The sequence below is a fragment of the Streptomyces sp. NBC_01190 genome (assembly GCF_045039895.1).
Classification (GTDB): domain Bacteria; phylum Actinomycetota; class Actinomycetes; order Streptomycetales; family Streptomycetaceae; genus Actinacidiphila.
This window is the reverse complement of the sequence record NZ_CP108580.1, coordinates 3423579-3442001: the sequence shown is the minus strand read 5'-3', so window position 1 is coordinate 3442001 and position 18423 is coordinate 3423579. Positions and strand designations below refer to the sequence as shown.

At 73.2% G+C, this 18423-nt stretch carries 14 protein-coding genes and 1 riboswitch; of the genes, 9 read left to right on the top strand and 5 right to left on the bottom strand.

The genetic code is table 11. The features are described from left to right. Positions 1 to 54 precede the first annotated feature (54 nt). Entirely contained in the window at positions 55 to 1008 is a 954-nt protein-coding gene (locus OG519_RS14190) for a formylglycine-generating enzyme family protein (RefSeq protein WP_405583188.1), read from the bottom strand. 723 nt (positions 1009 to 1731) lie between these two features. Between OG519_RS14190 and OG519_RS14185 the strand changes: the two genes are divergently transcribed. From OG519_RS14185 to OG519_RS14165, 5 genes are all read left to right on the top strand, one after another. After that, positions 1732 to 3135 (top strand): hypothetical protein, encoded by a 1404-nt coding sequence (locus OG519_RS14185; protein WP_405583186.1) that lies wholly within the window; start codon positions 1732 to 1734, stop codon positions 3133 to 3135. A gap of 338 nt (positions 3136 to 3473) precedes the next feature. Beyond that, positions 3474 to 4463, top strand: coding sequence for a transporter substrate-binding domain-containing protein (locus OG519_RS14180; RefSeq protein ID WP_405583184.1), 990 nt, complete (start codon positions 3474 to 3476; stop codon positions 4461 to 4463). Positions 4464 to 4491: 28 nt separating this feature from the next. Beyond that, positions 4492 to 5694, top strand: a complete 1203-nt coding sequence (locus tag OG519_RS14175; protein WP_405583182.1) for a hypothetical protein — start codon at positions 4492 to 4494, stop codon at positions 5692 to 5694. Positions 5695 to 5710: 16 nt separating this feature from the next. Next, positions 5711 to 8041, top strand: coding sequence for a tetratricopeptide repeat protein (locus OG519_RS14170; protein WP_405583180.1), 2331 nt, complete (start codon positions 5711 to 5713; stop codon positions 8039 to 8041). Positions 8042 to 8105: 64 nt separating this feature from the next. Continuing rightward, complete coding sequence (locus OG519_RS14165) at positions 8106 to 9581, top strand: vWA domain-containing protein (protein WP_405583178.1); 1476 nt, start codon at positions 8106 to 8108, stop codon at positions 9579 to 9581. A 170-nt stretch (positions 9582 to 9751) separates the two neighbouring features. Here the strand turns inward: OG519_RS14165 and OG519_RS14160 are convergent, their stop codons facing one another. Further along, positions 9752 to 10444 (bottom strand): FMN-dependent NADH-azoreductase, encoded by a 693-nt coding sequence (locus tag OG519_RS14160; RefSeq protein ID WP_405583176.1) that lies wholly within the window; start codon positions 10442 to 10444, stop codon positions 9752 to 9754. An 86-nt stretch (positions 10445 to 10530) separates the two neighbouring features. Here OG519_RS14160 and OG519_RS14155 point away from each other — a divergent pair, with 86 nt between their 5' ends. After that, on the top strand, positions 10531 to 10998 hold the full coding sequence (locus tag OG519_RS14155) for a MarR family winged helix-turn-helix transcriptional regulator (protein ID WP_405583174.1): 468 nt from the start codon (positions 10531 to 10533) through the stop codon (positions 10996 to 10998). 126 nt (positions 10999 to 11124) lie between these two features. On the opposite strand, the gene OG519_RS14150 is transcribed toward OG519_RS14155, so the two are convergent. Beyond that, the gene (locus OG519_RS14150; RefSeq protein WP_405583172.1) at positions 11125 to 11523 is read right to left on the bottom strand and encodes a hypothetical protein; all 399 of its coding nucleotides are present in this window, start codon (positions 11521 to 11523) and stop codon (positions 11125 to 11127) included. A 370-nt stretch (positions 11524 to 11893) separates the two neighbouring features. Between OG519_RS14150 and OG519_RS14145 the strand changes: the two genes are divergently transcribed. After that, positions 11894 to 12538, top strand: a complete 645-nt coding sequence (locus OG519_RS14145) for a DUF4240 domain-containing protein (RefSeq protein WP_405583171.1) — start codon at positions 11894 to 11896, stop codon at positions 12536 to 12538. Here the strand turns inward: OG519_RS14145 and OG519_RS14140 are convergent. Next, on the bottom strand, positions 12511 to 13230 hold the full coding sequence (locus tag OG519_RS14140) for an N-acetylmuramoyl-L-alanine amidase (protein ID WP_405583169.1): 720 nt from the start codon (positions 13228 to 13230) through the stop codon (positions 12511 to 12513). The two genes, OG519_RS14145 and OG519_RS14140, sit on opposite strands and share 28 nt — an antisense overlap. A 599-nt stretch (positions 13231 to 13829) precedes the next feature. After that, positions 13830 to 13966: riboswitch (cyclic di-AMP (ydaO/yuaA leader) on the top strand. A 12-nt stretch (positions 13967 to 13978) separates the two neighbouring features. On the opposite strand from OG519_RS14140, the gene OG519_RS14135 reads away from it, so the two are divergent. Further along, on the top strand, positions 13979 to 15199 hold the full coding sequence (locus OG519_RS14135) for a peptidoglycan DD-metalloendopeptidase family protein (protein WP_405583167.1): 1221 nt from the start codon (positions 13979 to 13981) through the stop codon (positions 15197 to 15199). A gap of 397 nt (positions 15200 to 15596) precedes the next feature. On the opposite strand, the gene OG519_RS14130 is transcribed toward OG519_RS14135, so the two are convergent. Next, a complete protein-coding gene (locus OG519_RS14130; RefSeq protein WP_405583165.1) occupies positions 15597 to 15902 on the bottom strand; it encodes a hypothetical protein in 306 nt (101 codons plus the stop codon). Between the two features lie 309 nt (positions 15903 to 16211). On the opposite strand from OG519_RS14130, the gene OG519_RS14125 reads away from it, so the two are divergent. Beyond that, on the top strand, positions 16212 to 18383 hold the full coding sequence (locus OG519_RS14125; protein ID WP_405583163.1) for a SpoIIE family protein phosphatase: 2172 nt from the start codon (positions 16212 to 16214) through the stop codon (positions 18381 to 18383). Positions 18384 to 18423: the final 40 nt, after the last annotated feature.

The window sequence follows — 18423 nt, the reverse complement described above, 5'->3', positions numbered from 1 at the left end:
GGGCTCAGGCGGGCTCGGGCGGGCTCAGGCACTTTCAGGCACGGTCAGGAGCGTTCAGCGGGCGACGCGGAAGCCGATGTGCCCGGCGGCGCTGTCGGGGGTGTTGGAGCTGCGGGCGGCGACCCGGTAGCGGTTGCAGTAGGAGGCGTGGCACACGTGGGAGCCGCCCCGCATCGCGCGGGCGGTGCCGGTGGGCGGCCCGGCGGGGGACCGGCTCGGGGCGGTCCGGTGGAAGTACGGGCTGAACCAGTCGGCGCACCACTCCCAGACGTTGCCGACCATGTTGTAGAGGCCGTAGCCATTGGGGAGATGGGAGCGGACCGGCACGGTGCCGTTGGGGCTGCCGGGCTCGGGGTCGGGGAAGTCACCCCGCCAGATGGCGAGCATCTGATCGCCGTCCGGGGCGAGTTCGTCGCCCCACGGATAGCGCCTGCCGACCAGGCCGCCGCGGGCCGCGTACTCCCACTCGGCCTCGGTGGGCAGCCGGGTGCCCGACCAGGCGCAGTACGCGGCCGCGTCGTCCCAGGAGACGTGCACCGCCGGGTGGTTGAGCCAGGTGCGGTAGTGCGAGCCGGGGCCGCGCGGCGACCGCCAGCTCGCCCCGTTGACCGCACGCCACCAGGGGGCCGCGGGGACGGCGGGGGAGCGGGTGTGCAGGCCCGGCGGCAGGAACTCCTCGAAGACGAAGGAGAAACCGAGCCGTTCGGCGTCGGTCACGTACCCGGTCTCCTCGACGAAGGAGGCGAACTCGGCGTTGCTCACGGTGGTCGGCGAGATCTCGAAGGCGTCGAGTTCGACCTCGCGGACCGGGCCCTCACCGTCGGAGAGCACCCCCTCCGGATCGTCCGAGCCCATCAGGAACGTGCCGCCCGGCAGGGCGAGCAGGTCCTTGGTGGCCAGTTGGACGGCGGTGCTCACCGGCGGCGCCGCGGGGAGGGGATCGTCGAGCGATGGGTCCGTGGATCCCAGGCCGAAGTGACGGCGGAACGGACGCGGGGTGCTGGTCATGGGAGCCTTGGGTCTCCTGGGTCTGCGGGCGCTTGGGGGGATCGGGCCGGCCGGTGCTGCGGGCCGGGGATGCGCCTGCGGGCGGATGCGGGTGCGGAGGTGCCGATGACGGATTCTCGTGCGCGCGTGCCGATGAGGACAGGTGCCCAGGGGGACCCGGATCCATGCGGCCCGCCAGGTTAAATACCGGTGCCGAAATGGCGTCGGAGGCCGCCTGCGAGGCGGGTTACCGCCGGTTTTCCGAGGATGGGCGGGGGTCGGCGGATGGTCGGCGGATGGTCGGCGTGGGGCCGGTACGGGGTCGTGGGATGGCGATGGGACAGCGATGGGAGGCAGCTCTCCCTTGAGTCTCCGTCGAGCGTACCGAGCCGGGGACGGCCGCATTGGCCGGAATTGAGCGGCCGCGAAGAAGCCCGATTTCCGGATGATTCGCGAAGTTCTGAAACGGGGTCAGACCGCGTGTTAGCCTCGCTCCCCCGGTGACGGACGGCGCGGGTTTCACCGGGGGAACGGCGGGGGAAACCGGCGCCATGCGGCCTTTGGGGCGGCCGTCTCGGACAGGACCACGGGGGTGGGCGTGATGTCTTCGCACGGTGCGCCGACGCGGTGTCGGCTCGGATGACCTCGATGCCGGGTGCCCGCCGGGAGGCGGGGCGGCGGACGGGGCCGGGGACGCGGCGGGGGACGGGAACCGACGCCCCGCGGACCCGTCGGCCGCGGTGGATGAGGCTGGAGGAGGACTGGGTCCTCGTCCTGCTGGCGTTCGTCGTCGCCGTGCTCACGGTGGGCGTCGCGGTGACCGCGATCCGGACCGTGGACCAGCGGGAGAGCGCGCTGAGGGACGCGCGCGCCTCGGCCGCGCGGATCGACATCGGCGGCCTCGACGTCAAGCTCTACCAGGACCTCATCGTCATGCAGCAGAACGAGGTGGAGCTCTTCCAGCAGCGGATGGACACCTTGGGAACCGGCGCCACGGCGGTCGGACCGCACGCCGACGTCTCCACCGTCGAAGCCGATCTCGCATCGATCAGCGTCCAGTTGGGCGACCGGCCCGCCGTCCAGGACGACGTCACCCTGATCAGCCGCGAGGTGTCCCGCTACACCAACCTGATGTCCACCGCCATCGCCGACAACCGGCAGGGCCTGCCGGTCGGCGCGGGCTATCTGCGGATGGCGTCGCGCTATCTCACCCTCCAGACGCTGGCGAGCGCCGAGCGGATCCGGCAGGACGACCAGGACCGCGTCGCCGCCGACAACGCCACGGCCGCGGCCTTCCCGGTGCCACTCGCCGTCATCTGCGGGGTCGCGCTCACCGGCCTGATCGCCGCGCAGATCGTCACCGCGCGCTATACCCGCCGCCTGGTCAATCCGGGGCTGCTGCTGGCGACGCTGGCGACCGGGGCGCTCGCCGCCTGGTCGCTGACCGCGCTCTCCGTCAGCGTGCACATCGTCTCCCGGCAGGCGGCGCCGCACGCCCGGGCGGCCGGCGACATCGCGCAGGCCCGCATCCAGGCCTTCCAGGCGCATGTGGACGACCTGATCACCCGCGCCGGGCACAATGAGGACTGCCTGACCACGGTGTCGCCGCCGACGGGGGCCAGGACCACCTACGAATACCCGGTCAGATGTGCCTACCAGACCCAGGCCATGCAACTGCTCGGCGACACCTCACAGCTCACCCGACTGGACGCCGCCAAGGGAGAGTTGGACCCGGAGACGGCCCAGCAGGTCGTCTTGGCGAAGGCGCGGGCGGCGCGGTGGCTGGCGCACGAGGAGGAGTTGCCCACCCTCCAGAACCTGCCGAAGGCGCGGCCCGGCGCCGAGCAACCGCTGCGGTACGACGCGGACTTCCTCAAGCAGCTGCGCGACTTCACCAACCCCGCCACGTCGGGCGGCGGTGCCTTCGCCGCTGTCGAGGAGGACTTCAAGGCCGTGCAGAGCGCCCTCGACACGGCCACCCGCGGCGAGTGGGGGCAGTACGAGGGCCGGGGCGCGGCCGCGAGCGGCGCGCTGCACGGCCTGGTCGGCGGCGCGCTGCTGCTCGGCCTGCTGGCCGCCGCGGCGGGCACCGGCGGCATCGTACGGCGCATCGCCGAATACTGGTCGACCGGGCGGAGGAGCGCGTGAGAACCGTCAAGAACGTCAGCCCCGCCGAGCCGCCGCGGTCCGGCACCGCCGTAAAGCCCGGCAGGACCGTGAAGCCTGGCGGCTCCTGCAAGGCTGGCGGGACCGTCGAGCCCGCCGGGACCGTAAGGTCCGGCAGGAGCCTGCGGGCCGGCAGGACGGTAGAGTCCGGCGCCGCCGTAAAGTCCGGCGCCGCCGTAAAGCCCGGCGGGACCCTGAAAGCCCTCAAGACGCGCTCGCGGCTCCTGGCGGCCCTCATCGCCGTGGTCGTCGTGGCCGGGCTCGCGGGCGGTTGTGGGGCGCGGGGGACGGCCGGGGCTGGCGCCCCTACCGCGGAGGAGGTGCCCGCTCCGCTGCCCGCGACCTCCACCGCGGCCCCGGTCGGCACACCGGCCCCGGTCGAGTCCCCGGGGTGCCAGGCGAGCGAGCCGCCGATGGCGCCGATGCCGCAACCCGGCCGGATGCCCGCGAACTCCGTCATGGCGAAGATCCTCAAACGCGGCTACCTCATCGCGGGAGTCGACCAGGACTCCTACGGCTGGGGGTTTCCCAACCCGTCCCCGTCCGCCGCGCCCGGCGAGAGCTTCCAGGGCTTCGACGCCGACATGGTGCACGCCCTCGCCCACGCCGTCTTCGGCGACGCGGACGCCGTCCGCTTCGTGGCGGTGGGCCAGGACTACCGGCTCGGCGTGGCCAATCAGGGCATCGTCGACGTGGTGGCGAGCAGCATCACCATCACCTGCGACCGCAAGAAGCAGGTCGGCTTCTCGGTCAACTACATCGACGGCGGCGCGGCGTTGCTGGTGCCCCGGCAGGACACCTCCGCGAAGGTGGTCCTCGACGCGGACAACGTGCCCCACATCAAGGGGCTCGAAGGCCGCAAGGTGTGCACCGTCGGGTCCACCACCTCCGTCACCAACCTCAGCCCGCTGGCGAAGGAGGGTCGTTTCGGCATCGTGCTCGCCAACAACTGGTCGGACTGCCTGATCATGCTCCAGCAGGGCACCGTGCAGGCCTTCTCCACCGACAACACCATCCTCGGCGGCATGCAGGCCGAAGACCCCTATCTGAAGCTGGTCGACGGGCTGTTCTCCGACGAGCCGCACGGCCTCGCCTTCCCGCTCACCGACTCCGGCGGCGCGGCCAACAACCAGATCGTGGGCTTCGCCAACGGCGTCATCGCCCAAATGGAGGCGCGGTCACCGCGGGCCTCGTGGTGCCCGCAGCCCATGACGGCGAGCGACCGTAGCTGCTGGGACGCCGTCTACCGCAGGTGGGTGCAGCCCCAACTGGGCGACGCCGACCCGCCCGTCGCCTCGTACACGCGATGACGCGTCCCGGGGGAAGAGGAGGACGGCCATGACCGGTCCATGGCCCAGCCCGTTGACCTGGGAGCGGGCCACCGCGCTGGTCGAGGCCGAGACGCGGCAGATCGAGACGCGCCAGCACGCCATCCGCGAACTGCGCACCGACCACACGTTCGTGAGCCTCTCCAACGGTTCCCGGCGCGACTCCCTCGACGGGGTCACCAAACGCCGCTGGGACAGCGCCTACACCGCGCTCACCCTCGCCGAGTCCCGCTGCCGCAAGTGGAAGAACACCGTGGACAAGGCGGCGGACCTGGTCGAGCGGAACACCGCGCCGGGCCCGCCCGCCGCCAGCACGGCCCGCGCGGCACGCCAGCGACACCTGGAGCGGGTCGAGGACTTGATGTGCGGCGAGGCCATCACCCTGTCCAGGGACGAGATGCGCCCGGCGGACCGTCCCGCGCCCGGATCCCCCGCGCCGGAGCGGCGGTTCGGCCTCGCCTACGTCAAGGCTCTGATCACGGACGACCTGGACGAGGTACGGCGGCTGGTCGCGGAGGTCGCCGCCGTCTGGGACCCGCTGCTGCGGCAACTGGAGACCCTCACCAGAGGCGTGCACGACTGCGAACGGTTCCTTCCGGTGGCCGGCGGCATCGGTGACCGGGCCGCGCTGGCGGCGCTGACCGGGCGACTCGACCGGGTCCGCGCCGTGGTGGAGAACGACCCGCTGGCCACGGGGGCCGGCGGTGCGCACGAACACACGGCGCGACCGGCCGAGATCGACGCGATCAGCGGCGAACTCGACCGGATCCGCCGCCGGTTGACCGCCGCGCTCGGCCCGCGCGGCCAGCGCTCGCGCATCCTGCGCCAACGCCTCGACCTCTACCGGCGGCAGGCGCGCCACGGCGGCCACACCGACCACCCCGGACTCGGCGCGCTCTACGACGAGGCGCGGCGATTGATGCGGTCCGGCGCCGGACAGGATCTTGACGCGGTGGAGCGGGCGGTGCAGGCGTACGCCCGAGAGGTGTGGCGGCTGGACGGGCACGGGGTGGACGAGAGCGCCTACCAGCGCGGCCCCGACTCGGCCGGCCCGGATCCGGCGCGCCTGGACCGGCCGGATCCGTACCGAAAGGAACCCGAGCCGTACCGGAAGGAACCCGAGCCGCACCGCGAGGGAACCGGTCCGCACCATGAGGAACGCGGCCCGCACCACGACGGGCCCGATCCGTACCGCCGGGGAGACGAGCGATGAGAGGAGGCCGGGCGCGATGACCGCGTGTGTGCGGCCCGATTGCTCGGGCGGACAGATCGAGGCGGACGGCTTCTGCGCCACCTGCGGGCGGGCGCCGATCGCCCCCGGCCGGACGCTGGTCCTTCCGGACGCCGAGGTCGAGTGGACCAGAACGCCCTGGGACGACGGGACGGACACCGCGGTACCGCTCGCCCTGACCCTCCCGCGCGGGCCTGGCCGGGCCCTGGTCCGCGCCGCGCTCGGCTTCGGCGTGGTGGAGATCGCCGCGCTGCGCGCCCGCGACCCCGACGACATGCTGATGGACGAGGCGGAGATCGAGGAGGCGCCGCAGCGCTGCCTCAACCCGGAGTGCCCCTCGGTCCGCGCCCCCGCCGAGCGCGGCCGGGGCCCCCGGCGCGGCCGGGACCGGGCACCCGGCGCCGATCCGGGCCGCGGCCGCGCGCCCGCCCGCGGCAAGCCCGCCGGGCCGGCCGCCGGCCGCTGCCCGTACTGCGGTACGTCCTACGCCTTCCGCCGGCCGCTGCGCCCCGGCGAGATCGTCGGCCACCAGTACCGGGTGCGCGGCTGCATCGGCCGCGGCGGCCAGGGCTGGGTGTATCTGGCGAGCGACCTCAACCTGGACGACGACCCGGTCGCCATCAAGGGCCTGCGGGACACCGCGGAGCCCGGCAGCGAGGACGTGCCGGCCGAGGAACGCCGTACCCGGATCGCCGCCGAACGCCGCACCCTGATCGAGGTGAAGCACCCCGACATCGTCGACATCCGCAACTTCGTGCAGCGCCGGGACCCGGAGAGCGGCCGCTTCGACGACTACATCGTGCTGGAGTTCCTCGGCGGCGAGTCGCTGGCGCAGAAGGCCAAGCGCCGGGGCGTGCTGCCGGTCGCCGAGGCGATCGCGTACGTCCTCGCGGTGCTGCCCGCGCTCGGCTATCTGCACGACACGGGCCTGGCGTACTGCGACTTCAAGCCGGCCAACATCATGCACGTACGCGACCGGACCAAGCTGATCGACCTGGGCGGCGTACGGCCCATCGGCGGCCACTCGGTGCGGCAGTCGTGGATCACCACCGGCTTCACCGCGCCCGAGATATACCGGGGCGCGAGCCCGTCGGTCGCCTCCGACATCTACGCCGTCGGGCGGACCCTGGCCGTACTCACCGCGCTCTTCGACTACACCGGGGACCACCGGACGACCCTGCCGGCGGCCGGCGCGATCGCCGAGTTCGGCCGGTACGAGTCCTTCTACCGCTTTCTGCGCCGGGCCACCGCGACCCGTCCCGAACACCGCTTCACCTCGGTCGCGCACATGGCCGAGCAGCTCGTCGGGGTGCTGCGCGAGGTCGTCGCGCAGGACAGCGACCGGCCGCCCGCCCGGCCGTCGTCGCTCTTCAGCCAGGAGCGCGGACTCGAGGGGACCGATCCGCGGGCCCGGCTCAACCCGGTGGCCGCCGCGCTGGCCCTGCCGCTGCCGCTGGTCCAGGACTCCGACCCGGGCGCGGCATTCCTCGGCACGGTCACCGCCACCGAACCCGAGGAGCTGATCGCGGCGTTGCAAGGCGCGCCGCCCAACTCCGCTGAGGTGACGCTGCGGAGGGCGCTGGCCCAGATCGGCATCGGGCGCTTCGCCGAGGCGGCGGCCGAACTCGGCACGGTGGACCCGCGGGACTGGCGCTGGGTCTGGTACCGCGGGCTGCTCCATCTCGCGTCCGGCGAACCGGGCCGGGCCGGGCGCTGCTTCGCCGCCATACGGGACGCGCTGCCGGGTGAGCCGGCGCCGAAGCTCGCGCTCGCGGTGTGCGCCGAGTCGCTCGGCGAGACCGCGCTGGCCCGGCACTACTACCAGACGGTGTGGCGCACCGACGACGCCTTCGTGGGCGCGGCGTTCGGGGTGGCGAGGACCTATGTCACCGAGTCCAGCGGGGAGACCGATCACGCGGTCAAGGTGCTCGAATCGCTTCCCGAGACGCTCCACCACCATCTGGCCGCCCGGGTCGAGGCGTTGTATCTGCGGCTGTCGCGGACCGGCCTGGACGAAACCGGACTGCGCGCCGCGGCGTCCCGGTTACAGGATCTCGAACTCGCCGACCGCAAGGCGAAACTGGGGCTGAAGGAGGAGCAGAAGCTGGGGCTGCGGATCGAGTTGTGGAAGGCTGCCAGAAAGTGGCTCGACGACCATGGTTCACCGGCCGAACCCGGCATGCTGCTCAACATCGAGCTGACCCCCGAAGCCGTGGGCCGCGCCCTGGAACAGGACTACTTGGCGTGCCGGCCCTTCGCCAGGAACTGGCGGGGCCGCGCCGAACTGGTCAGACAAGCACACGCCGTGCGCCCCTGGACCCGCTGGTGACCCGTTCACCAGGCCGGTGGTCGACGGGTCGGCGCGCGCGGAGAGCACGTAACGGGAGGAACCCATGACGCCGGACGCGCTGCGCTTCACCGTGCGGGTCGATCACAACGAGCACATCCCGGTGGGCAGTCGCTCGGTCGGTGTGCTGCTCACGATCAGCGCGGAGGACCCCGGCACGGCGGCCGGCGACCGCCCGGTGGCGGCCGAGGTCATCGTCATCGACACGTCCGCGTCGATGACCGGCGCGAAGATCGACCGGGCCTGCCAGGCCGCGATCAGCGCCGTCGAGGTGCTGCGCGACGGCACGTACTTCGCCGTGGTGGCCGGCCAGAGCTTCGCCAGGTCCGTCTACCCGGCGCGCGGCCTGGCCGTCGCCTCCCCGGTCACCCGGGAGGAGGCGGCGCGGGCGCTGTCCCAGGTCACCGCGCGCGGCGGCACCAGCATGAGCACCTGGCTGACGCTCACCCGCGAGCTGATGGACAGCCGTCCGGACGCCGAGATACGGCACGCCATCATGCTCACCGACGGCCAGAACACCGAGGGCGAGGGCCCGCTCGCGGCCGCGCTCGAAGCGTGCAAGGGGCGGTTCGTCTGCGACTGGCGCGGCATCGGCGACGACTGGAGCTATCTCCAGCTCCGCCGGATCACCCGTGACCTGCTGGGTGACTGGAAGCCGGTGGCCGAACCCGACGAGCTGGCCCAGGACTTCCGGGCGGCGATGGCCGCCACCATGGCCAAACGGGCGGCGGGGGTGACGCTGAGCGTCTGGACGCCGGACGGCGCGAAGGTCGCCTATCTGGCGCGGGTGATGCCGGTGATCGAGGAGCTCACCGAGCTCGGGGTGGTCCGCGACGCGCACACCGAGGTGTTCCCGCTCGGGGACTGGGGGGCGCAGGTCGCCGACTACCACCTGACGATCGACGTGGGCCAGGAGGACCTCAACGTGGAGGTCGAGGGGAGGGCCAGGGCGGCCAGGATCGAGCTGGCGGTCACCCTGCCCGGCGGGGAGCGGAGCGTCGTCGCCACCGAGAGCATCGGGGTGAGCTGGACCGAGGACATCGCGCTGTCCAGCCGGATCGCGCCCCGGCTCGCCGGGTATCTCGGTCTCGAACGGCTGGCCGCCGCGGTCGACGAGGGCCTGGCCGCCTGGAAGAGCGGCGACCCGGGCGCGCGCGAGCAGCTCGGCGAGGCGGTCAGACTGGCCCACGAGCACCACCGCGAGGAGCTGCTGGAGCGGCTCTCGACGATCGTGGTGATCGAGGACCGGGCCGAGGGCCGGATCCAGCTCCGCCCGCGCGAGCAGGTGCCGCCCGGCAGCGTCAACTGGTCCAGCTACTTCGCCGGGATCTCGAAGTACGTCAAGAGCGAGGACGGGGAGGACGGGGAGGACGACGGGGCCGGTGAGCTGACCGAGGACCGGAGCGACGACAGTTGGTCGGACGCGCGCGGCTGGTCGGAGGAGCGGAGCTGGTCCGAGGACCGCGGCGGCTCCGAACTGCGCGGCGACCCGGACGACCGCCGCGGCCCCGCCCACGGCTGAGCGGGCGGCGCCTGGGTGAGCGGGGGGCGCACGGCGGGGTGGTGCGTCGCCCGACGCGGCGGGCTGCCGCGAGTGCTGCCGGTGCGGCGGGGTGCGGCGGGGGCGGTGGGCCTGAAACCTCTCCGTTGCCAGGCCCGTCGCCCCGCCGCCGGGGGGCGGGGCGTCAGCCGTCAGACAGCGGCAGCCGTCTCCGCGGCCTCGGCGGCCTCGGCGGCCTCCGGGCTCGCCGAGCCCTCCGCCCAGAGCGCGTCGATCGCCGCTTCCGCCGCCGCCAGGCTCTCCGCGGCCAGCGGGATGAGGCCCGCCATCGCCGGGTTCACCGTGGCCAGCGTGAGCTCCGCGGTGATGAAGCGCGGCTCCAGACCGGTGATGGCCAGGCCGTGCGGCAGCCAGGCCTCCGCGTGGTCCCAGCCCTCGCGCGGGGTGCCGGCGCCGTAGCCGCCGCCCCGGCTGGCGAGCACGATCAGCTCGCGGCCGGCGAAGAGTCCCTTCGAGGTCTCCGGGTCGTAGGAGAGGCCGGGGGCGATCAGGTGGTCGATCCAGGACTTGATGGTGCTCGGGGCGCCGTAGTTGTAGACGGGCAGGCCGAGCAGGACGACGTCGGCGTCCCGGATCTCGGCGGTGAGCTCCTCGGTGAGCTGCCACGAGGCGGCCTGTTCCGGGGTGTGCTGGTCCGGCGGGGTCATCCGGGCCAGACCGTTCGCCGTGTCGAGGTGCGGCACCGGGTTCGCCCCGAGGTCACGGTAGGTGACCGTGCCGCCGGGGTGGGCGGCCAGCCAGACCTTCGCGGCGCGCTCGGTCAGCTTGCGGCTCACGGATCGCTCGCCCTGAATGCTCGCATCGATGTGCAACAGATGAGGCATATGATTTGTCCTTCACAACTCGTTGGTGTTACGCCAATCATTTGTAGCATATCTATGGGCGAGACCTGCCTGGGTAGACTTCCGGAATGGACGAGATGCCCATCCTCAACCAACCGGTTCACCGTTCAGGTGCACTGCTCGAGTTCTTCGCCCGCCGCATCCGAGTGCGCTCCGAGACGGTGCTGACGCCGCTCGGGCTGCGGACACGGCACCTCCTCGCCCTCACCGTGCTCCGCGAGCACGGGGGAAGCTCGCAGCAGGCTCTGGCCGGCACGCTGGAGATGGACGGGACCAACATCGTCGGTCTGCTCAACGATCTGGAGACCGCGGGTCTGGTGGAGCGCAAGCGCGCCCCCGAGGACCGTCGCCGGCACATCGTCGAACTGACGGACGCGGGCAACAAGCTGCTGGCCAAGGCGGAGTTCGGACTCGCGGCGGCCGAGAACGAGGTGCTCTGCAATCTCGACGCGAAGCAGCGCGAGGAGCTCTACTCCCTCTTGCAGCATGCTTTCAACGGGGACGAGATGCAGGCCTGCACCGGAGCGGAGTGCTGAGCTCCGCCGGGCGGCTACCGGTGGAAAGCCACCGGTGACTTTGGGTTACGTCGCTGCGGGGGTCGGCTGCCCGGGCCGCCGGGTGGCCGCCCGCGGGGGCGGGCCACCCGGGCGGGCGCGGGACGCTCAGGCGGTGCCGGTCGCGGGCTTGGCGACGGGCGCCGCGGGAGCGGTGGTCGCCGCGCCGGATATCACGGCGGCCGGGACCTTCGCGGTGACCTGGGTACGGGTCCACATCGCGACCAGCGCCGAGGCGAGGCTGAGCACCGTGGACTGCTGCTCGGGGCTCCAGTGCAGACCGAAGCCGACGGCCAGGGCCAGCCCGGCCTGGACGAGGCCGAGCACCGCCGCGCTGATGCCGTCGTGCACGCTGACCGCCACGAGCAGGCCCGCAACCGCGGCGGCCACCGCGTTGATGACGGCCTGCTGACCGTTGGTGAGGTCGAGGCCGAAAGCGGTGGAGAGCTTCACCGCGACGGCGAAGAGGGCGAGCCAGAGTGCGGGTTCTCTGCCGAAGATCTTCATCTGAATCCGTTCCTGCCGTTTCTGCCGATCCCATGCGGCCGCAGTGCCGTTACGGCGGCCCATCGTCAACCAGACTGCCCCGGCGGCGCCTTGCTAGGCGGCCCGTCGGCAGGTCTTTCCGGCGGCGCGGATTGCGGATCGGATACGGCGGCGCCCCGGCTCGCGGTGGGCGGCGGGGCGGCGAAGCGGCGGGGCGGCGGGGCGGCGCACGGAAACCGACACGCGCCCCGCACGTACCCACCCGGTGCTCCTGACGCCCCCGGCGGCTCCGGCGCGCACGGCGGACACCCCGCACCGCTCACCGCCACTTCACCGTCCAGCAGTCGAAAAAGGAGATGCGCTGTCAGAGTCCCCTGGCATAGTCGCTGTCATGGAGACGGATTCCTTCTGGACTCTCATCACGGACTGCCGGCGACAGTCGCTCAGCGGCGAGCGGCGGGACGCCTGGCTCCGTGCCGCCCTCCGCCGCCTCTCCCCACCTGACCTCGTCACCTTCCAGGCGTCCCTCGACCTCGTCATCGGGAGAGCCTTCACCTGGAACGTCTGGGCGGCCGCCGACCGGATCTTCGGCGGCTGGTGCTCCGACGACACCTTCTGCTACTTCCAGCACTGGATGGTCGGCCTCGGCCGCCCGGCCTTCGAGGCGGCGGTCGCCGACGCCGACGTGCTCGCCTACGCGCCTGAGGTCCTGCGGCTGTCCGGCCGCCCCCGGGCCGCGTGGCCCGAGGACGCCTGGCCGCAGTGGGAGTCGCTCGGCTGGCTCGCCCCGGAGGCGTATCAGCAGCTCACCGGCGCCGGGGAGGAGAGCGGCGCGTCCTTCCGCGCCGCCGCCCGTACGCTGCTCGACTCCGCCGCGTGCCGCCCGCCCGGGCTCACCCCGGCCGGCCACCGCTGGTCGGTCCTCGACGAGCCGGAGTCGGTCCGCCGCCTTCCCCGGCTCACCGCGATGTTCCCGCTGGGCCCGGCGGACGACGCGGCGGCGTTGGTTCAGACGCCGTTGACCAGGCGGATATAGCGGACCCAGTCCCAGTTGGGACCGGGGTCGGTGTGGTCGGCGCCGGGCACCTGGGAGTGGCCGAGGATGTGATCGCGGTCCTTGGGGATGCCGTACTTGTCGCAGACGGCCGCGGTGAGGGCGGCGGAGGCGTGGTAGAGGGCGGTGGTGAAGTACGAGGGGTCGTCGACCCAGCCCTCGTGCTCGATGCCGATGCTGCGGGTGTTGTAGTCCCAGTTGCCCGCGTGCCAGGCCACGTCGTGCTCGCGGACGCACTGGGCGATGGCGCCGTCGGCCGAGCGGACGACGTAGTGCGCGGTGGCGGCGTGCTCGGGGTCCTGGAAGAGGCTGATGGTGTCGGTGAAGGTCTCCTGGGTCACATGGATCACCACCAGTTCGACCGGGTACGTCGAAGGGCGGTTGGCGGCCGTGTAGTTGGCGGTGCTGGCCGGCGCCCAGGCGGCGCCGGGGTAGTCGACCGCCGTCGCCGCGGACGCGGTGCCCGCTGCGACGGCCAGTCCGCCCGTGAGGGCCGCGCCGGCGCCGAGGGCGAGGCCGCGGCGGAGCAGGGAGCGGCGGTCGGGGTCTTCGGGGAGCGGGTGAGGCGCCGCGGCGGGGAGCGGACCGGAGGGCGCGGGACGGGCGTCGGGGTGCGCCTCGGGGTGTGTCCCGGGGTGTGTGCCGCTTCGTTGGGGTCGGTTGGCTCGTAGCATGGCGGGCTCCCGGTGGGGTCGGTCGTGGGGGTCGACTACTTGTACGGGTCCATGACAAGGGCGGAGCCTGCTCATCGTGGCGCCGGGACGCCCGGCCCGCCTAGGGCGTGTTTTAGAAGTCCCGTCTGTCTCACGGCGTCTGGCACGCACGCTCGCTGCGTTGTCGGGCTCATCCGAGTAGGCCCACTACGAGGACGACCCTCCGCCTTGCGATCGCACGCACCAGACGCCGTGAGCCCCGCCCTGCGGGCGGACGACGCTACTTCTAAAACACGCCCTAGCGATGCGCCCATGGTCAGAGGCCTGGACCTGTGGCGCCGATCGCATACGACCACCAAGCCCACCTCCTGTCGCCCCGTCACCGTGTCATTTCGTTGACATTCGCTCACTGAACGTAGCTGTCCGGTCAGCTTTACATAACAACTGACACACACTCACGTCACCGCTCGGCCACACCGAGTGCCCGCATTGCCCCGCTTGGGGGACTGATGCCGGATTGCTTCCGCAGCCCAACTCTCCGATTCGGCTTGGAAAACCTCTCCGGCTCTATTAACGTTCGATAACGCAGCGCGGTCGTCACCACCGCCGTAAGAGGCGGCACCGTGCGCTTGCCGAATCCCGTCCGCGGGAACCGGGGACCCAACACCTGGGGTGAATCGGGCAGCAGCCAGGCCCGTAGGAGACCTTCCTGCTCCGAACCCGTCAGCTAACCCGGTAGGCGAGAGGGAAGGAAAGGAGTGCGCCCACAGTGGCGTCGAACCAACCTGCCTACGCACCTGCCCGGCCCGAGAGTGGATCCGCCGGGGAGTGGGACGAGTTTCCCGCGGGCTTCCCCGTCGACTACCGGGCTGACTACCCGACAGATGGTTCGGCGGCCGGCTCGACCGAGCGGCCCGCTGCCGCCCCGCTGCCGCTGCCCCTTCCCGTCGCGGACCCCATGACCCTCACCGTGCCCGTACCCCGGCAGCGGACCCTTGCCCGTGGCTCCGCGGCCCTCGGCATAGCGGCGATGGCCGCCGTCGGGGCGGGCGGGGTGGCCGCCGCGGCGACCGGCACCGTAGCGGGACCCGGTCTCGCGCCGGCGCCGCTGCCCGTATCGGCGCCGGTCACCGTGCCGGACGCCGCGCCCGTCTCCGTACCTGATTCCGTACCGGATTTCGTGCCGCGGTCCGCGCCGCTCCCGGCGCCGGCCTCCGTACCGGAAACGCCGCCGGCGGCCCCCCGGTCCCGGCCGCAGCCGCTGCCGGAGCTGGCGCCGGTCAGCGCCCCCGCCCCCCTCAGCACTCCCGCCCCCCTCGACGCCCCCGCTTCCGACGAGCCCGCGACCGCGCTCCCCGACCCGGGCGCGGCGCTGCTGACCCGGATCGTCACCCAGGCCACCGAGGCCCGGGACGCCGTCGCCCGCGGCGAACGGGAAGCCGCCGACAAGGCCGCCGCGCAGCAGGCCGCTCGCGCCGCCGCCGAGCGGAAGGTGCGCGAGCAGGCCGCCGCCGCGAAGGCCGCCGCCGAGGCGAAGGCGAAGGCCGAGGTGGCAGCCGCCGCCCGCGCCGAGGCCGAGCGGGTCGCCCGGTTCGCCGCCTCCTACATCAAGCCGGTCTCCTGCTACACCCTCACCGCGGGCTTCGGCGAGTCCGACCCGTGGGGCAACATCCACGCCGGGCAGGACTTCAACGCCCCCACCGGCACCCCGGTCCACGCCGTCCACGGCGGTACGGTCACCTCGGCCGGCTGGGCGGGCGCGTACGGCTACCGGGTGGTCGTCGCCCTCGATGACGGTACGGAGCTGTGGTACTGCCACCTCTCCACGATGGTCGTCACCGCGGGCCGCGTCACCACGGGCGACACGATCGGCCGAGTGGGCGCGACCGGAAACGTCCCGGCGCCCCATCTCCACCTGGAGGTCCGCCCCTCGGGCGGCGACGCGGTCGACCCGCTGCCGTGGCTCGTGGCGCACGATGTGGCGGTCTGAGGCGGCGCGGTTCGCTCGATCGGGGCATCGGTTCGGCCGGTGGCCGGGCGGGGCGCCAGTGGACGCGCTACGGTGGCGGTGCGGCCGGGCGGGTCCCGGTCGTGAGGTGTACGACGGGGTGGGCGGGCAGGCGGGGTAGGACCCGATCGGCCCGTGTGACCCGTCGTCCCAAGAACGTTCCGAGGCCGCGTGTCGGGCCGGCGGGCCGCTCGCCCGAAGGTGGCCGCCCAGGCCATCCGTACGGGACGGGTACGGCTCACGGGCCCTACGAACGGCCCGGTCCGGCCCGCCGCGGCACCGTACGACCTGTGCTCAGCGGCGCGACATCCCCCATACGCCGGCGGTCCTGGCTACTCCCCCCCAGCCTGGGCCGCCGGTCCTTTTCCCGGCCGGCCGGCTACTCCCCGCCGCGCCCGGCCACGAGCCAGGACGCCGCCGCCATGCCGCCGGCCAGCGCGAACACCGCCGGCCACGAGCCGACCTTCTTGGCCAGCGGATGCGCTCCGGCGAAAGCGGCGACGTAAGCCCCGGTGAGTCCGGCCGCGGTCGCCACCCCCGCCTGCCGCTGCCAGGACCGCGCGGCCACCGCTCCGGCGGCGACCAGCGCCACCCCGCCCAGCTCCCGCCGCTTGGTCCACCGGGCCACTCCGTACCCGCCGACCAATCCGCCCGCGGCCACCAAGCTCGCCGACACCCCAGCCATCGTGTTCCTCCTTGTCAGCGCTTGTCGGCGCTCGTAAGCACCTGTCAGCGCGCGTCAGCGCGGTACGGCGCGGTGGGCTGCCCTGTGCGGCCCGGTACGCCGATCACCCCCGAGGCTAGCCCGCCGCTCTTCCCGCGGTGGGTCCGCGGTGGCTACGCGGTGCCGCCGTGGTTCAGCCGTGGCGCCGAAGCGGCGCCGCGGGCGCCCTGGGGCCCGCGGCGAGTCGTCGCCGTGCCGGAGCCGTGGCTCCTCCGGGGGGACGCGCTAGGCTCCAAACATGGACAAATGTGTCGTTGAGCGCGGTCGCTGATGGGGCGACCGGTGGCGGCCGGTCCGGCCGGGACGATGCTGGAACCGACCCCGCTGGGCGCGGCCGTGGCCCTGATCGACCGCGGCGGCAACGTGCTGGCCTGGACGGACGCCGCGCAGGCCCTCCTCGGGTACAGCTCGCGGGAGGTCGTCGGCCGCCCGGCGGAGAACCTGCTGACGCGGCACCGCACCGCCGCCGAAGTGTCGGAGGGCGCCGCGCGGGCCCGGGTGGGCGGGTCGTGGTCCGGGTCGGCCGAACTCCGCCGCAAGGACGGGCGGGCCGTTCGCGTCGCGATCCGGGCGACCCCGCTGTCCGGCGACGGCGGGGCCGACTGGTTCGTGGCGGCCACCGAGTCCGTGGCGGCCGTCCCCGCCTGGTCGCCGCAGCCGACGGTGGCCGCCGCCCTGCTGGAGCGGATCCCGATCGGGCTGTCCATCTGCGACGGCGACACCCGCTGCGTCTGGCGCAACCAGGCGACCGTGGAGTGGGACACGTCCATGGGCCGGGACCGGCTGGGACTGACGATGCGGGAGGTCTACCCCGGCTACCCCGGCCGGGAGATCGAGAGCGTGGTCCGCGGTGTGTTCGAGACCGGTGAGCCGGTGATCGAGCGGGAGTACCGGTGGATCCCGCCGGGTGCGGACGAGGAGCGGGTCTTCTCGTCCACCTACTTCCGCCTGGAGGGGGCCGAGGGGCGGCCGCTCGGGGTCTGCGCGATGGCCGCCGACATCAGTACGTCCCGGGGGCGGCGGCACTTCCTGCGGATCAACGAGGCGAGCCGGCGCATCGGCACCGCGCTCGAAGTCGGGCAGACCGCCCAGGAACTCGCCGACGTCGCCGTGCCGTTGCTCGCGGACTTCGTCATCGTCGACCTGGCGGAGTCGGCGATGATGGGCGAGGAGGAGCCCCTGGAGCGGCTCAAGTCCTCGGACGCCTGGATCCCGGTCTTCCGGCGGGCGGGCATGGCCTCGGTCCACGCGGGGATCCCGGAGGCGATCTGGCAGGTGGGCGAGGTGGTCTACGTGCCGCCTTCGTCCCCCTTCGCCCGCGCGCTGTTCTCCGGGGAGACCTATTACGAGCCGGTGCTCGACAGTTCGCCGGGCAGTTGGCTGCATCAGGACCCGGACCGGGCCCGCATCGCCGTGGCGAACCAGATCCACTCGCTGATCATCGTGCCGCTCCAGGCGCGCGGGGTGATCCTGGGCGAGGCGGTCTTCGTCCGCAACGAGAACCCGCTGGCGTTCTCCCGGGACGAACTGGTGCTGATCGAGGGGCTGGTCGGCCGGGCATCGCTGAGTCTGGACAACGCGCGGCGGTACGCGCGGGAGCGGGCGGCGGCGCTGGCCCTGCAACGCGATCTGCTGCCCCGGCACATCTCCGGCGGGGTCGCGCTCGAAGTGGCGTCGCGGTATCTGCCGGCCGACACGCACGAGGGAATCGGCGGCGACTGGTTCGATGTGATCCCGCTGTCCCGCGACCGGGTCGGCCTGGTGGTCGGCGACGTGGTCGGGCACGGCATCAACGCGGCCGCGCGGATGGGCCAACTCCGCACCGTCGTGCAGACGTTGGCGGACCTGGACCTGCCCCCCGACGTCCTGCTCGCCCGGCTGGACCGGCTCGTGCTGCGGCTGGGCGCGCAGGACAGCGGTGAGGACGGCGACCTGGACCTGCCGGCGTCGATGGTGATGGGTGGGACCTGCCTCTACGTGGTCTACGATCCCGTCACCCGGCAGTGCACGATGGCCCGCGCCGGCCATCCGCCGCCCGCGATCCTCTACCCGGACGGCGGCGTCTTCTTCCCGGAGATCCCGGCCGGGCCGCCGGTCGGACTGGGCACGATGGCCTACCAGTCCACCACGGTGGAACTGCCGGAGGGGAGCACGATCGCGCTCTACACCGACGGCCTCGTCGAAAGCCGCACCGCCGACCTCGGCAGGGGTATGGAGCGGTTGCGCGCCGCGCTGGCGGGGCCACGGGTGGCCGTGGAGGAGCTGTGCGAACGGGTGTTGACGGCGATGACCGCCCACCGGACCGCTCCGGGCCCGGAAGCCTCCCAGCAGGCCTCATCCGGCGACGACATCGCCCTCCTGCTGGCCCGCACCCGGCCGCCGATCCCCCGCCGCCCGGCCCCCGTCCCCGACGAGCCGGACGGCTTCCCCGCCGACCTCTAGTCTCGTTCGGTCTCGTTCGGTCTCGGTCCCCCCGGCCTGG

Bases quoted from the DNA above. Each gene is read 5' to 3' on its own strand.
- OG519_RS14190 (WP_405583188.1), bottom strand. From the start codon at position 1,008: ATGACCAGCACCCCGCGTCCGTTCCGCCGTCACTTCGGCCTGGGATCC.
- OG519_RS14185 (WP_405583186.1), top strand. From the start codon at position 1,732: ATGAGGCTGGAGGAGGACTGGGTCCTCGTCCTGCTGGCGTTCGTCGTC.
- OG519_RS14175 (WP_405583182.1), top strand. From the start codon at position 4,492: ATGACCGGTCCATGGCCCAGCCCGTTGACCTGGGAGCGGGCCACCGCG.
- OG519_RS14170 (WP_405583180.1), top strand. From the start codon at position 5,711: ATGACCGCGTGTGTGCGGCCCGATTGCTCGGGCGGACAGATCGAGGCG.
- OG519_RS14165 (WP_405583178.1), top strand. From the start codon at position 8,106: ATGACGCCGGACGCGCTGCGCTTCACCGTGCGGGTCGATCACAACGAG.
- OG519_RS14160 (WP_405583176.1), bottom strand. From the start codon at position 10,444: ATGCCTCATCTGTTGCACATCGATGCGAGCATTCAGGGCGAGCGATCC.
- OG519_RS14155 (WP_405583174.1), top strand. From the start codon at position 10,531: ATGGACGAGATGCCCATCCTCAACCAACCGGTTCACCGTTCAGGTGCA.
- OG519_RS14150 (WP_405583172.1), bottom strand. From the start codon at position 11,523: ATGAAGATCTTCGGCAGAGAACCCGCACTCTGGCTCGCCCTCTTCGCC.
- OG519_RS14145 (WP_405583171.1), top strand. From the start codon at position 11,894: ATGGAGACGGATTCCTTCTGGACTCTCATCACGGACTGCCGGCGACAG.
- OG519_RS14140 (WP_405583169.1), bottom strand. From the start codon at position 13,230: ATGCTACGAGCCAACCGACCCCAACGAAGCGGCACACACCCCGGGACA.
- OG519_RS14130 (WP_405583165.1), bottom strand. From the start codon at position 15,902: ATGGCTGGGGTGTCGGCGAGCTTGGTGGCCGCGGGCGGATTGGTCGGC.
- OG519_RS14125 (WP_405583163.1), top strand. From the start codon at position 16,212: ATGGGGCGACCGGTGGCGGCCGGTCCGGCCGGGACGATGCTGGAACCG.